Source organism: Cellvibrio fibrivorans (genome assembly GCF_031457055.1).
Classification (GTDB): Bacteria; Pseudomonadota; Gammaproteobacteria; order Pseudomonadales; family Cellvibrionaceae; genus Cellvibrio; species Cellvibrio fibrivorans.
Genome location: NZ_JAVDVX010000006.1, coordinates 1 through 13794 on the forward strand (window position 1 = coordinate 1; position 13794 = coordinate 13794).

Annotated in this window: 12 protein-coding genes; 2 read left to right on the forward strand and 10 right to left on the reverse strand. The window is 46.4% G+C overall.

What is annotated here, in order from left to right; translation table 11 throughout:
* Positions 1–170: 170 nt before the first annotated feature.
* Both pssA and ilvC read right to left on the reverse strand, forming a co-directional pair.
* Positions 171–1004 (reverse strand): CDP-diacylglycerol--serine O-phosphatidyltransferase, encoded by an 834-nt coding sequence (gene pssA, locus J2X05_RS15405; RefSeq protein WP_374725281.1) that lies wholly within the window; start codon positions 1002–1004, stop codon positions 171–173.
* Positions 1005–1093: 89 nt separating this feature from the next.
* A complete protein-coding gene (gene ilvC, locus J2X05_RS15410) occupies positions 1094–2110 on the reverse strand; it encodes a ketol-acid reductoisomerase (RefSeq protein WP_310074025.1) in 1017 nt (338 codons plus the stop codon).
* A gap of 158 nt (positions 2111–2268) precedes the next feature.
* On the opposite strand from ilvC, the gene ilvY reads away from it, so the two are divergent.
* Positions 2269–3132 (forward strand): HTH-type transcriptional activator IlvY, encoded by an 864-nt coding sequence (gene ilvY, locus J2X05_RS15415; protein ID WP_310074027.1) that lies wholly within the window; start codon positions 2269–2271, stop codon positions 3130–3132.
* 19 nt (positions 3133–3151) lie between these two features.
* On the opposite strand, the gene J2X05_RS15420 is transcribed toward ilvY, so the two are convergent.
* On the reverse strand, positions 3152–4048 hold the full coding sequence (locus J2X05_RS15420; RefSeq protein ID WP_310074029.1) for a winged helix-turn-helix domain-containing protein: 897 nt from the start codon (positions 4046–4048) through the stop codon (positions 3152–3154).
* 132 nt (positions 4049–4180) lie between these two features.
* Between J2X05_RS15420 and J2X05_RS15425 the strand changes: the two genes are divergently transcribed.
* Positions 4181–5512 (forward strand): hypothetical protein, encoded by a 1332-nt coding sequence (locus tag J2X05_RS15425; RefSeq protein ID WP_310074032.1) that lies wholly within the window; start codon positions 4181–4183, stop codon positions 5510–5512.
* Positions 5513–5578: 66 nt separating this feature from the next.
* Here J2X05_RS15425 and J2X05_RS15430 read toward each other — a convergent pair whose 3' ends face one another.
* From J2X05_RS15430 to ilvN, 7 genes are all read right to left on the reverse strand, one after another.
* Positions 5579–6145, reverse strand: a complete 567-nt coding sequence (locus tag J2X05_RS15430) for a DNA-3-methyladenine glycosylase (RefSeq protein ID WP_310074035.1) — start codon at positions 6143–6145, stop codon at positions 5579–5581.
* An 11-nt stretch (positions 6146–6156) separates the two neighbouring features.
* The gene (locus J2X05_RS15435; protein ID WP_310074037.1) at positions 6157–7101 is read right to left on the reverse strand and encodes a DUF6999 family protein; all 945 of its coding nucleotides are present in this window, start codon (positions 7099–7101) and stop codon (positions 6157–6159) included.
* 3 nt (positions 7102–7104) lie between these two features.
* Positions 7105–8994 carry an iron-containing redox enzyme family protein gene (locus J2X05_RS15440; protein ID WP_310074039.1) on the reverse strand — a complete coding sequence of 630 codons (1890 nt, stop codon included), beginning with the start codon at positions 8992–8994 and terminating at the stop codon, positions 7105–7107.
* Positions 8995–8997: 3 nt separating this feature from the next.
* Entirely contained in the window at positions 8998–9861 is an 864-nt protein-coding gene (locus J2X05_RS15445; RefSeq protein WP_310074040.1) for a fatty acid desaturase, read from the reverse strand.
* A 5-nt stretch (positions 9862–9866) separates the two neighbouring features.
* Positions 9867–10619, reverse strand: coding sequence for a sterol desaturase family protein (locus tag J2X05_RS15450; RefSeq protein WP_310074042.1), 753 nt, complete (start codon positions 10617–10619; stop codon positions 9867–9869).
* A gap of 21 nt (positions 10620–10640) precedes the next feature.
* Complete coding sequence (locus J2X05_RS15455) at positions 10641–13214, reverse strand: KAP family P-loop NTPase fold protein (RefSeq protein ID WP_310074044.1); 2574 nt, start codon at positions 13212–13214, stop codon at positions 10641–10643.
* Between the two features lie 87 nt (positions 13215–13301).
* Complete coding sequence (ilvN, locus tag J2X05_RS15460; RefSeq protein WP_062061070.1) at positions 13302–13793, reverse strand: acetolactate synthase small subunit; 492 nt, start codon at positions 13791–13793, stop codon at positions 13302–13304.
* Position 13794 lies beyond the last annotated feature (1 nt).

The window sequence follows — 13794 nt, forward strand, 5'->3', positions numbered from 1 at the left end:
TTTCTTAATTTTTTACAAAACTGCCAAACTTTCCATCACTGCGCTTTCGCGCTCAACCCTGGCTCGGCAAGGGCGCGCACTATACGAATCCGACCACACCTGCGCAAGCTCTTTTTAGAGATTGTTTCGCTTTAATTACAAATGCGATTAATTAACAAACTTAGCGGCTTTTATTCGGACACTTTGGGCAATTTTGATTTGCCCGAAACAAAATGAAACAACCAAATAACGGGGGCTGATAATCCATATATCACCGCTATCGCCAATACACCCTGCTCCTGATAAATAATGAGCGACGCAAAAACCAGCACCACCAACAACATAAATGCAAAAGGGACGCGCCCGCGAAAGTTAATACCCTTAAAACTGGTGTAGCGAAAATTCGATACCATCAATAATCCAGAGAATGCCGTCAATACGGCAACACCTACAGCCCAAACACCCTCTGGCTTGGAATCAAACCACACCCATACTGTTGCGGCGATAATCGAAGCCGCCGCCGGACTCGCCAATCCCATAAAGTATTTTTTATCGACTACGCCGATTTGCGTATTGAAGCGAGCCAAGCGCAATGCCGCGCAGGCCGTATAGACGAAAGCGGCGGCCCAACCCCAGCGACCAAGATCCTGCAACACCCAGCTAAACACCACGAGCGCAGGAGCGACACCAAAAGAGACCATGTCAGCAAGGCTATCGTACTGTTCACCAAACGCACTTTGCGTATTAGTCATACGCGCTACACGCCCATCCATCCCGTCGAGCAGCATAGAGCCGAAAATGGCAATCGCCGCCTGCGCAAAGTTACCATTCATCGCAGAGACGATAGCGTAAAAGCCGCAAAACAGCGCGCCGGTCGTAAATAGATTGGGCAGCAGATAGACACCGCGATGACGAACCTTTTTGCCATTTTCCGAGACCTCTTCAACCAGATCACCAAACGGCAACGGACCTTCATTATCGACCGGCTCTTGCTTGGAGCTATCATTCTCGTGCTGGCTCATCATTATCTCTCCGATTGCGGGAGCGCCATTTTACACACTAAGAAACAAAAAACGCGGCCTAAGCCGCGTTTTTTATGACCACCAACAACCCATTAGTTCTTGGATTGATCAACGATTTTGTTGGCCTGAATCCAAGGCATCATTGCGCGCAACTTGGCACCCACAATTTCGATACCATGAGCCGCATTGTTGCGACGAGCGGCAGTCATTGAAGAGTAGTTAGTTGCACCCTCAAGGATAAACTTCTTGGCGTATTCGCCAGTTTGGATATCTTTCAGCGCTTGACGCATCGCCTTACGCGACTCTTCGTTGATCACTTTAGGACCAGTCACGTATTCGCCGTATTCAGCGTTGTTAGAAATTGAGTAATTCATATTGGCGATACCGCCCTCGAACATCAGGTCAACAATCAACTTCAATTCGTGCAAGCACTCGAAGTAAGCCATTTCTGGCTCGTAGCCCGCTTCAACCAGTGTTTCGTAACCCATTTTCACCAACTCAACTGCACCGCCACAAAGAACAGCTTGCTCGCCAAACAAATCGGTCTCAGTTTCGTCTTTGAAAGTGGTTTCGATGATACCGGTACGGCCACCACCTACGCCTGATGCGTACGACAGCGCAGTATCTTTCGCCTTACCTGATGCGTTTTGGAAAATCGCGATCAAATCAGGAACGCCGCCGCCACGCACAAATTCAGAACGCACAGTGTGACCAGGGGCTTTTGGCGCGATCATGATCACATCCAAATCTTTGCGTGGCACTACTTGGTTGTAGTGAATCGCAAAACCGTGAGCAAAGGCCAGGGTCGCTCCTTGCTTGATGTTTGGCTCGATTTCTTCTTTATAAAGTTTTGATTGGAACTCGTCCGGAGTCAGGATCATTACTACGTCAGCCGATTTAACCGCAGTCGCAACATCAGTCACTTTCAGGCCGTGAGCTTCAGCTTTCTTAACAGTCGCAGAGCCAGCGCGCAGACCAACAACTACATCAACGCCTGAATCTTTCAGGTTGCACGCATGCGCGTGACCTTGTGAACCGTAACCAATAATGGCTACTTTTTTGCCTTGGATAATAGAAAGATCGGCATCTTTATCGTAATAAACGTGCATAACAGACTCCTGTTTGGATGATTACCGCCTGAGAATAAGAAATCACAAGGCGACTTGGATAAAAGGCCGCCAGTGTAGAGAAACACTGTCATCGCGTATAATGATATATTCGCAATTCAATATTTCATTTTATGCAACAAGGTTATTAATCCCCGATCATGGATATCACTAAACTCCGACTATTTTGTAATCTCGCCAACAGCCTGCATTTTGGTCGCGCCGCCAATGCCAGCCATGTAAGCCCGTCAACGCTAAGCCGCAACATAAAGCAGCTTGAAGACGATTTAGGCGTGAGCCTCTTTGTACGCGACAACCGCTCGGTGATCCTCACTCATGAAGGCGAACAATTTCTGGGGTTTGCCAAAGAAGTGATCCAACAGTGGGAGACATATCAAGAATCCCTACTGGCGCAGGCCGATCAACTGCGCGGCCAACTCAGCATTTATTGTTCGGTAACGGCAAGCTACAGCTTCCTTTATGAAATCCTCACCGAGTTCCGCGTTAAACATCCGGGTATTGCGATCAAACTCCACACCGGCGACCCGGCACAATCGATTGAGCGAATTCTGGCAGGTGATGAAGACATCGCCATCGCCGCCAAACCTGACAAACTACCCGCCGGTATCAGCTTCAAACCCATCAACAGCTCACCGCTGATTTTTATCACCGCAAACAATGAAGACTGGCAAGACAAAGGATGGGATGAAATTCCGGTAATCATTCCAGAAGAGGGTTTGGCGCGGGAGCGATTAAATATCTGGTTCGACTCACTCGGCATCAAACCCAATATCTACGCCGAAGTAAAAGGCAACGAGGCGATTGTGAGTATGGTGAGCTTAGGATTCGGCGTGGGCGTTGCGCCGCAAATTGTGGTGGATAACAGCCCGCTCGCAAACAAAGTAAAACGCTTTGATCCGCAGCCGGATTTAGGTCCTTACGACACAGGTATTTGTGTGATGGAAAAACGCTTGAAAAGCCCGATTGTGAATGCGTTTTGGTTGCAGCTGGCGAATGACAAGTAAACCTTAATCGCAAACACCACTAATAGCCAACATCGTCTATCAACAAATGTGTCTCCAATTTCTTGGCAAGCTTGGTCAGCAACTCGGTGTTGCTGGCCGCATCAAAACTGGCATTGCGCAATTCCAAACCCGTGCGCGCATCTACCAAACTTAACTCCACACGATTAATCCCCTCCAAATCACTTACGCGACTTTCAATCACCCACTTAACGCCAAACTCACTGAAGAAATAAGGAAAAGGATTTTGTGGGCGCGAATCTATGGCGGATTTAGAGATGAGTTTTATACGAGGGTTATTCCGCAGCACACGCAATAGATTCTCATCCACTACTTTTGCGACTGCGTTCATCTGCGGGCGATCATAACCAGTGGGTAATACAGCGATATTAATCTGATTGGTCATGGACTGGCCAATGAGCCACATAATCCCGCCAGCCAATAAAAGCGCAGCGACGATATAAAACAACACATTTGCAAATTGGCGACGCATTCGATTGGAAACAAGCAGCGGCAACTCCTGCTCATTCCGTATCGATAATGTATGCGGAGCCGATGGGACTACCAGTGTCTGCTCACTGACCGGACATATCGCAACCATCCAGCGATAACCGCGCTTGGGAAGCGTTTCTATAAACTTCGTTGATACATCCAATTTGGCGAGTTGCGTGCGCACATCCGATACGGCACGAGTCAATACATCATCACTCACAATCTGGTTCGGCCAAATTGCGTCAAATAGCTCGGCGCGACTTATCACTTCACCTTGACGAACAACCAAATGCGTCAGCAGTTTTAAATTGATAGGACTTAAGCGTTGGGTTTCACCAAGGGTGTTTTTCACCGTGCCCAACACCAGATCAAACTCAAGCGCAGCACAATTAAATGAGGTGTAATTCATTGGGTTATTGTTTGTCATGCATGCAGTTTAGCAATTTAACAATCCCCGCAATATGAGGATTGGGGGCGCCGGGGTTTTGCAGAGGTTTTCCTCAGATGCTTTCGTGACGCCTGTGCGAGAGTTACAGTGTCATTTATTGAGGAGAAGTCCATGAGTCACGCAAGATCAATATTATTTAAGGTAATCACGCGCACCACATTCGTTATTGGATTAGCGCTAGCGATTATATTCATCCCCAACCTGTCGATTTTTGATGAAAAATTATTACCGGAAATTACCGAGCGTTTAAGTAATCCTCCCAACCCCAATATAAACGGTAATGCCATCTACCCCCTCTATGGTATATCAGCCGCAACCGGGAAAGATCCTGATGCAGTAGGAAAATCTGTCATCCAAAGCCTGCAATCAAAACATGCCAAAGGGGAATTCGCCAACCTGACCCAGGACGAAAGAACTACTCTTTATGGCGGCGATGAAAAATGGGACGCAGAATGGCAAACCGCTTATCCTGCAGCCGATTGTACTCCGCGCAAACAAACCAATTGTTTTAGCGAATTAATGACCGATGTCAAACAAACCCCGCTCATCCACCCGCGTCTTATTACCCAACTTGAGCGCTATCGCAGGATTATTCAGCTTCCTCACTTAATTGAGGAAACCCGCTTAATGGATTACACCTCGCCTCTGCCAAATTATTCCCTGCTAATGCAGCTAGGCAAATTAAGTCAAACCAGTGCTTATCAAACACAGGGACTTGATGGGTTGCTTGCCAATAGTGAGGAAGACATGCGTTTTTGGCGAATGGCGCTCGCCGATAGCCACACGACACTTGGGCGCATGGTAGCCATCGCCAGCTTGTACAGAAATGTAGCAGCGCTTTCCCATGCAATAAAACAAGAGAGTGCGTTGTCCAGCACGCAGTTACAGCATCTGCAAGCGTTATTAAAACCGCTAACTATCCAAGAAGTAAATTTGGAAAAAGTGCTGGTATCTGAACTCCGCTTTGGTGCAGAAAACTGGCAAACGGCCCCCAAAGCCATACCTGAAGGCGAATCCATTATTTTGTGGACATTAACACAGCCTGTTGCAGCGACTAACTGGTTTTATCGACAAACACTAAAACCGGCTTTTGCGCTCAACCAAATGTCATCGGTGGAGTTTTATGAGCACGCGCAAACGCCCACAACAGCATTAATATTTTCGCGTTTTAATCCTTACAATCTAGGTGGAAAAATTAATCTTGCGAAAAACTGGCAATATGCTCCCTATATTGGCCGTGCGCATGACTTAGCGGGAATCTACTCGTTAGTAGCCTTACAGCTGGAATTAAAAACGATTGCAAAGCAAGATTGGCCAGCGGCGATTAAATCATCACACCACAAAAACCCTTATACTAAAAAACCTTTTGATTACGATGCCGCAACCAATTCACTAGGCTTCAGTTGCTTTTCTGCAGCAGATATTTGCCAGATTCAACTATAAAATCCGGGTGATTATATTTATCAACTATCTGAGCCAAGATTTGTATTCAGCTGAATACAAAACACATTAACGAAACGGTTTACTTAAAAACGGCGAGCCAGCCAAACCAAACCGCCATTGCAAATCCATGGCTTTGGAAATACCAACTCTCGACCCCTGAATTACATCAACCGGCGCAATGGCAGGCAACAACGTGAAAGGTTTTTTCGCAAGGGAGCGACCATTAAAGGCGTGTAAGATTTCCAATGCCTGCCCCACACGCCCCGGCCCCGAGCAGAGCAAACGTTCAGCCTCAACACCGCGACGCGCGCGCATGATCTCTAACCCTTTGGTGGGTTGAATCGCGCGAATCAAAATACCTGCACCATGCCCCTCAGATGAGCAAACAAAATTCAAACACCAGTGAATGCCGTATGAGCGATAAACATAAGCGCGGCCCGGCGGTCCAAACATGGACGCATTGCGTACACTGGGACCAGAAAATGTGTGGGATGCAGGCTCGGACTGATCGTAAGCTTCTACTTCAACAATAATTCCCCCTACTCCATTCACAAAAAATTGCGCACCGATTAACTGCGGAGCAACTTCGTGCGATGGAGCAGAGAAATCTATTACTGAAAAAATATCGCTCATTACATTCCTGCTTAGTGTGCATCCACCACTGATGTTGATTGGTTGACACTGTAATCCGGCGCATGATGTTCAGCTTGTGCTTTTTTCAAATCCATTAACAAGGCATGCAGCATTTCCGTAGACAATCCATGAAGCACCAAACGATAGCCAGCGCGCAAGGTGCTCATCGGCACAAGTGGGTGCTTGTTATTAAGTAGCACCAAATGTTGCGGCGAGTTTAAAATGGTTGCCACATACAAACCGATGGTTTCGTCTAATTGCAAGGAATTGGATGCGCGCCAAAAATCATTGTCGGTCAAGAATAATTGGTAGGTGGGTGTAAACATTTCAATGGCGGTTTGCAGATCGATTCCGTTCAGCTTTCCGCGTGGCATAGAATCCAGAGTTATTTCTGGTTCTTTGATCATACTGAAATCTGGCCGAGCAACTGGCACCAATTTTTTATCCGCATCACGCAGTGCCTTGCCCAAACGAATCACAAAATTAAATAGATTCAAATCGTGTTTTAAAAACAGCTCATCTTTTAAATCGTCCAGATTCATTGGCTTGAGCGGAGAGGTTTCTACTGCAACCGGTGCGTTGGCAGCAACAAATTCCAGAATCTGTGCGCCCATATGAAAATGGCGCAGCACCAACCAATTAGCTTCCGGTCGAACAAAATATTTCAACCCAGTAGCGAGAATCCAATGCAGTAGTTTGGATGCCGCCCAGTTGCGTGGCACCACAACTTTAACAATCTGAATTAATACAATCAGTGTGCGTGCAATAGGGCGCACAAAGGGCAACAGAAATTGGCGCGAAGGGGTTTCCGAATCAGCGAGCCACGCCTTTTTAACATGGTCTGGCAAAGGTGTACTTTGATCCAAATACAACGCGAGCCAAGGGCTGGGGTCGCGCGGATCAAATTCCGTTTGCAAAAACGTGGGTAGCTTTTCTATTTTTTCTACATTATCCATTCGCTATGACTCCAGAATATGTTCGAACTGCATAAGATACAGTTGTGCCGTGCGTTTGGCAGTGGCGATAACCGCGTTTGCGGCCTTTGGATCAATCGCCATCACCAGTTCAACCGCTGCCAACCAACGCGCTAGATGATGTTCATCATTCGCACCATGATATTCCAAAAAGCGAAATGCACTTGCCGGTAAATCTACTTGTTTACGCAACAATGGCAGGAGTGCAGGAACAATACGCTGACCGGTGCCTTCAATGATATAAATTGCGCCCAACAAACCAATCGGATTGGCTGTCGCTGCAAGTGAATGTAAATAACTATTCAAGGCTTCACCGCCGGGATTGCGGCGTAAATTATCGAGCGGTTCAGTTCCACCTGCCGCGCAATAATCGTCGTACAAAATTTTAAAATCGTTTTGCTCTTCACCCGCGTGGGTTTCAATCAATGCAGCAAGATCAGCATAGCTACCCGTGAGCGACGCAACGGCTTCGCGCATCCACTTACTACCCTCGCGCACTTGCGGCACCCATTGCGCAGTCCAATGGCGATAATCTTCCAACGCAAATTGCTGGCTCACCAATTTGTGGATAACCGGACTGCGCCATACTTGCGAACGATAGTCGTGCCAGATTCCCGCAAGTGTCGTTAACACGCTTTGTAAATGTTGTGGAGCAGATCGTGGATCATGAGGTGCGGCGATATCTGGCAGCGCAGTTTTTTCTGACGTTATCGATCTATTTATGGGAGTAAGATTAGCAGCCAAAGGTGCATTGGCCGCTTCCACTTCAATCAACATATAGGCCGCTGTCATACGGCCTGACTCGGGAATAAAACAAAATATTTTCTCGCCCGGTTTAACCTGATGCGTATCGAGAAATTCAGCAAGCATAATAAAAATTGATGCCGAACCGGTATTGCCGCGCGTGGTTAAATTGCTGTACCAGCGCTCGCGCGGAATCGTTAAGCCTGCTTTATCCAAGAGCTCTTCCACCACCGGAATAAAACGTGCAGATGAGTAATGGCAGAGAAAATGATCAATCTCGCCTGAAGTCACCCAACCATCGCGCACCAGTTTTACGTATTCGTGGATACTTACATCAAACAAATGCGGTAGTAGACGAATATCCTGCCGCAGCGATAGCGCTCCCGCCGCTTCCGCCTCGCTGGATGACGGAAAATCGAGAAAGGATTTGCTGCGATCCTCGGTTAAACCAAGCTGCATACAAACCGGATAATCGCCCGCAAAACTTTTTTGATGAATCCAGTTTATTTTTAAGCGCACACCATTTTTTGCTTGTGGTGCGTCGGTAAGCAATACTGCACCTGCGCCGTCAGATAACATCCAACGCAAAAAATGCGCATCAAAATCGCTGCTGTAACCGCGCGGTGCAAAGCGGCTTTTTTTGAAAATGCGCGATGGCATTTCCGCTGTCGCAACCAAAGCGTGTTGATGCGCACCAAGCTCGACAGATTGTGCAGCGTAAGCCAATGCGGAAATACCGGCAGCGCACACACCAAGGCTCGATAAGGTTTCCATCGGCGGCGCACCCAACTCACCTTGCACCATCGCAGCAAAACCGGGAATTAAGGCATCGCTACCCGATGAGCCAACCGCGAGCAAATTCACATCACTTAAACTCGCATTGGCGCGCGCCAAACAATCGTGAATGGCATTGGCCGCAAGCTGCGTATGCGAAGTCACTGTCTCGCCATTTTTATCAATCGCGTAATGGCGAGTTTGGATACCGTTTTCCGCCAGAATTTTATTTTTGATGCGTAGCGATATGCGATTAATCGGCGCAATAAAATCATCCATGTCCTGATTATTGACTGGCTCGCCTGGCAGGTGATAGCCCGCCGATTGAATATAAACACGATTAAAACGGGTGGGCATAAATTAGTCCTTGTAATGAAGCGAGCGGCTGCGCCAGTATGGGTGCAGTAACGCCAATAGATAAGTGCGCAGCATATAACGCAGCAAACTTTTTTCATGCAGCGCGGGATGGATCTGCGCGGCATAACCCTGATGTAATTCCGGCAACCCCGACCAATGCGCGCGCGGGTGCTGGTGATGCGCGGTATGTAACCCGATATTAAATAACAGTGGGTTAAGGAAACCATAAAAATTGCGTGCGAACTGTAAATTTTTGCCAGAGCCATCGGCATGTGCATGTTGGAGATAATTGGTCGCCAACAACCAGTGAAGACCATGCAGCTGCGGGATTAGCACTAGCACCAACCATTTTTCCCAATCAATTATCGCCAAGGCCAGCCACAAACCCATAATGAGAAGATACTGCAACACACAATAATAAAAATAGGCGCGCTGAAATTTATAACGACGTTTTAAATAAGCAATAAATTCCGGATACAACACTGCAATCGCCTGCAGTGGATGCAGCAAATATCCCAGCAGATGATTAGTGTCGCCACGTGCACCGGGCGTGTTAAAACGATAGGTACGGGTTATGTCTCGCTCACCGTGCTGGTAGCGATGATGATTGGCAATATGGGAAGGATAAAACACAAAGGTGGGGTGCCCCTGCAAAAGGGTAATCCATAAATCGGTAAAACGATTTAACCGGCGCGAAGTCCAGATACGCAAATGGGTATGGTTATGGTGAATCACCCCCACACCCAGCGTTAAAAATAATTCCAGTAAATACAGCGGCCAACTGAATCCCTGCTGCCATTGCCATAACACCAACAATGGCAACACCAGCAAATAGACGATGCTCTGCCAATCGCGCCAGTTACGCATAAAAGTTAGCGCACTCGCCAACGATTGATTTGTTTATCCGCGGCATCTGCAGGCAAAGCAGTTTTAAAAATCCAATCCATAAACGGAAACATGAAACCGTAGTTGCCATTAAAACAGGCATGATGCAAATGGTGGCGACGCGCGCCGTTAAAAATCACGCGCGGCGAACGGGGATTAAAATCAAAATTGGAATGGCCGATGCTGTTAAACAACAAACTAAACAAGGGTACGGAGAAAAGTGCATACACACTAAAATCATGCACCATCATGGGCAATAAAATCACATTGCCCAGCATCATCGCCTCAACCGGATGAAATGCATAGGTTGACCAGGGTGTTGTCACCACCGAGCGATGATGCGGCAAATGAAACTGCCGCAACCAGCGTGTATGCAACAACCAGTGGTTGATATAAAAATGGATTTCATTCCAGATAATCAACACAAAAATTTCAACCGCAATTTGCAAAACCGAAGGATTTATCGCCAACTTAGCCCAACCCAGCTGCAGCAACCCCCAAGGAAAAATCATCCCCACCCCAAAAATCCCAATCGAGCTTGCAGACAACAACAACTCCCGCCGCAACTGTCCATCCCCCAGCGGGCGAGGATCGAGCTGGCAACCGATATGTAAACGCGGCAGCAATTGTTGGGTAAGCATCAAACTGAGCGCACCAAACAATAAATAAATCCCACCGAAAAATGCGAGGCCGACGCCAGCGATTTCGAATAGATTGCAATTTAAAATAAAGTCGCGCATAAAAGACTCGGCAATTATCAATCAACGCATCTCGATTGCAGGCAGCACAAATGGCCTCACTTTCTCGACCAGTCCATCATGCTCACTCAGCAAAAGATGAAATGCAGAAATGAACTCTTTAGTTAGCGGCGTTACATTCAACTCAGCATCTTTCCCGTCAACTGAATGAATGAACAATTGGGAGCGCAACGCGTTGCGCAAGTCCCAGTCACCCATAGAGTTCAAGTACTCCATAGTTATCAGCGCCATCATCATCGGAAAAAGTGTTTTAGGCATTGGTTCAGGTAAATCCGTTAAAATGGGCAGCCTATCAACATCGTTGTAGCAATTTAATAAAAGATTGTATGTATTATTGAGCCGCTTCACTTGGCGCGGATTGGTTAAAGCAAAATAATTTAGCCAAAAAATAAATGCACGACGTTGAGCTGCTGACAGGGTTGCCACCTCTGGACGCTCTATATCGTTTTGATTAACGCTGGAATAAACCAACTCTTTTGGATCTCGGGCTGGTAAGGCATCATTATTAATGAATTGGGCACCGTCAGCAGTTCGCAAACTTGGCTCATTGACACTTTGCATCTCGCTATTGCCTTTAGAGCTCGATGCTACTGCCCTCTCAGATTCTAATTTTTCCCGAACTGCCACCATTTGCTGCACATAATCCAACTGCTCTTTTTCAACAATTTCGTGATCTTCCTTGCTGGTACTCGCCAACCAAAGCCTCTTCAAATAGCTTTCTATATCAGCCCCCATGGGGTTAGCCAAAATAATTGGCAAATGTATTACTTTGGCTAAGTAGTCCCGCGCTATGGCGTTCGGATTTTTCAATTTATGATGCTTAGCAACCTCTTCATAATGTAGTGCCAACGCTGCCAAAGCGATGTGTTGATCAACTGCAATAATCACTGTAACGTTTTTAATATCTAGCACCAATCTTACAGCCTCGAACACCTTCACTATCCCATCATGACCACAGCGATCCAAATCATCCACCACAAACAATAAACGTGTAGGTTTTTCAGAACTACTTTTCAGCCGAATATTACAAAGTGTTTCGATATTTTTACGCATAACAGGAACAGTGCCCAGGTGCTTTGCGTAATCTGGTAGACGCAAGTAAGTCAACATCTCTTTTGCTAAGGGATTTGCAAATAGCTTGGGAAATTCTTTTACAAAATATACCCCAAAGCCTAGAAACCAAAGTGCATTACCTACAACTCCTGCTCCACGGTACAAAGCCTGTGATTGTGTTGCGGCTTTTGAAGCCAAATATTCACTTATTAATTCTGGAATACTGAACACCAAAGGACAAAGTGCAAGCATCAGCAAAAATGCCAACTTTAATAACTCCCCTCCATTTAGCTGCACTGCAAATTTTGCAGTAAGAATGGCGCGATCATATTTCCAACCCAACCAACGCTTAGAGAACGCAAATTTACTTTCCTTTATTTGATCAGCCAGAGCGTGGCCAATATCTTCTAATCGTGTAGCTGGGCTACTTAATGCCTTAATCACCTCTTGCGCAATACCTGCCTGCAAATTATCGGTATGCTCATAAGCCCAAGCATTAAATTCCCCAAACAAATATGCTTGCTCTTTATGTTCTGCCAAGAGTTCTTTTTTTAACAATCTCAACCATGTGGATTTGCCTACACCCCAGTCACCCAATAGTCCTATAGTTTGATGCTCAGAATTAGACTTATGAGCTAGTACAGCAGCCAAGGCACTTATTAGTGGTTGGCGATTTAGATGATCTTCATTGCTAGTAGCTTCTGGCAATTGACGGCGACTGCCCGCGCTATTAATTTGAGACTTACCTGGCTCAACTATTCCTGCTTGTTCCTTGAGGTAGCGGATACCAAATTCAATAATCTGCCACTCGCGCTCTTGCCCTTTACTTCTTTCCAGCGAATCAGCTACATCAATAAGTTTATTGACGCTTTCCACATACCATTCTGGTATTTCTTGCCAAATCGGATAGATTGAAAACTCAACGATGTTCTTTGATGTAAAATTTATAGCCCTATCAATATCGTGCTCTAGCGCGGCATGAATATCACTTTTCGCTTTTTGATCTGAACGTACAGCAGCGATCCCACCCATACTCTCAATAACAGCTTGTGCAGCATATTTAGCAGAACCAAGACTACCAAGTTCGCCATTATAGACACGGGTAATTGATAAAAGAGCTCCTACCATTGAATGGGATACAGAAAAACCCGTCGTGAAGCTTTCCGGCGAGCTGAAACGTTCCATAAATTCAATTGCACGCCTAACAGTTCGAATTGAATTGTGAGCCATCCGAACAACAGGCTCTTCTCCTTTAAACTCACCATGAACAAATGGATCGGAATTACCCTTCTGCAATAATTGAAATATCGCATCTACACTAATGACTGCTGCCAAATGTTCAACTCGGTTGTCGTTGCTTTCGGACATCCAAAAATTTATATGACCATCCCAAGCAACTGCAGGTAATATTCGCAAAGCATTTCGCATAGCTATAAGGGGTATGGTCTGTAACGCCCAATGAGTATCACTATCTATTAACTGATATAACGCTGATCTATAACCTCGGTCATCACTGGAATTCATAACCACTCCTTTTTTCCACAAAAAATTACCCATAAAAAAAGCCGATAACTTCGCAGCTATCGGCCTTTCAAGTATCAACGCAGCAACTTACAAACTCAACACTTTCTCACCGCGCGAAATTCCGCACACCCCGGTACGTACAACTTCGATGATGGAAGCATCACCAACCGCTTGTAAAAATGCATCGAGCTTGTCGCTCGCGCCGGTGATTTGGATGGTGTAGAGGGTGCTGGTGACATCCACGATTTGACCGCGGAAAATATCCACGCAGCGTTTTACTTCTGCGCGCTGTGCACCTGATGCTTTGACTTTGATCAGCATGAGTTCGCGTTCGATGTGCGAACCCTCGGTCAAATCTACCAACTTAACCACATCAATTAATTTATTGAGGTGTTTGGTGATTTGTTCGATTTTGTGATCGTCACCCAAGGTTGTCAGCGTTAAGCGCGACAGGGTTTCATCTTCCGTTGGTGCAACGGTCAGGCTTTCAATGTTGTAGCCGCGCTGGGAAAACAAACCAACAACGCGGGACAAAGCGCCGGGAGCGTTTTCAACTAATACAGAAATGATGCGTCTCATA

Bases quoted from the DNA above. Each gene is read 5' to 3' on its own strand.
- pssA (WP_374725281.1), bottom strand. From the start codon at position 1,004: ATGATGAGCCAGCACGAGAATGATAGCTCCAAGCAAGAGCCGGTCGAT.
- ilvC (WP_310074025.1), bottom strand. From the start codon at position 2,110: ATGCACGTTTATTACGATAAAGATGCCGATCTTTCTATTATCCAAGGC.
- ilvY (WP_310074027.1), top strand. From the start codon at position 2,269: ATGGATATCACTAAACTCCGACTATTTTGTAATCTCGCCAACAGCCTG.
- J2X05_RS15420 (WP_310074029.1), bottom strand. From the start codon at position 4,048: ATGACAAACAATAACCCAATGAATTACACCTCATTTAATTGTGCTGCG.
- J2X05_RS15425 (WP_310074032.1), top strand. From the start codon at position 4,181: ATGAGTCACGCAAGATCAATATTATTTAAGGTAATCACGCGCACCACA.
- J2X05_RS15430 (WP_310074035.1), bottom strand. From the start codon at position 6,145: ATGAGCGATATTTTTTCAGTAATAGATTTCTCTGCTCCATCGCACGAA.
- J2X05_RS15435 (WP_310074037.1), bottom strand. From the start codon at position 7,101: ATGGATAATGTAGAAAAAATAGAAAAGCTACCCACGTTTTTGCAAACG.
- J2X05_RS15440 (WP_310074039.1), bottom strand. From the start codon at position 8,994: ATGCCCACCCGTTTTAATCGTGTTTATATTCAATCGGCGGGCTATCAC.
- J2X05_RS15445 (WP_310074040.1), bottom strand. From the start codon at position 9,861: ATGCGTAACTGGCGCGATTGGCAGAGCATCGTCTATTTGCTGGTGTTG.
- J2X05_RS15450 (WP_310074042.1), bottom strand. From the start codon at position 10,619: ATGCGCGACTTTATTTTAAATTGCAATCTATTCGAAATCGCTGGCGTC.
- J2X05_RS15455 (WP_310074044.1), bottom strand. From the start codon at position 13,214: ATGAATTCCAGTGATGACCGAGGTTATAGATCAGCGTTATATCAGTTA.
- ilvN (WP_062061070.1), bottom strand. From the start codon at position 13,793: ATGAGACGCATCATTTCTGTATTAGTTGAAAACGCTCCCGGCGCTTTG.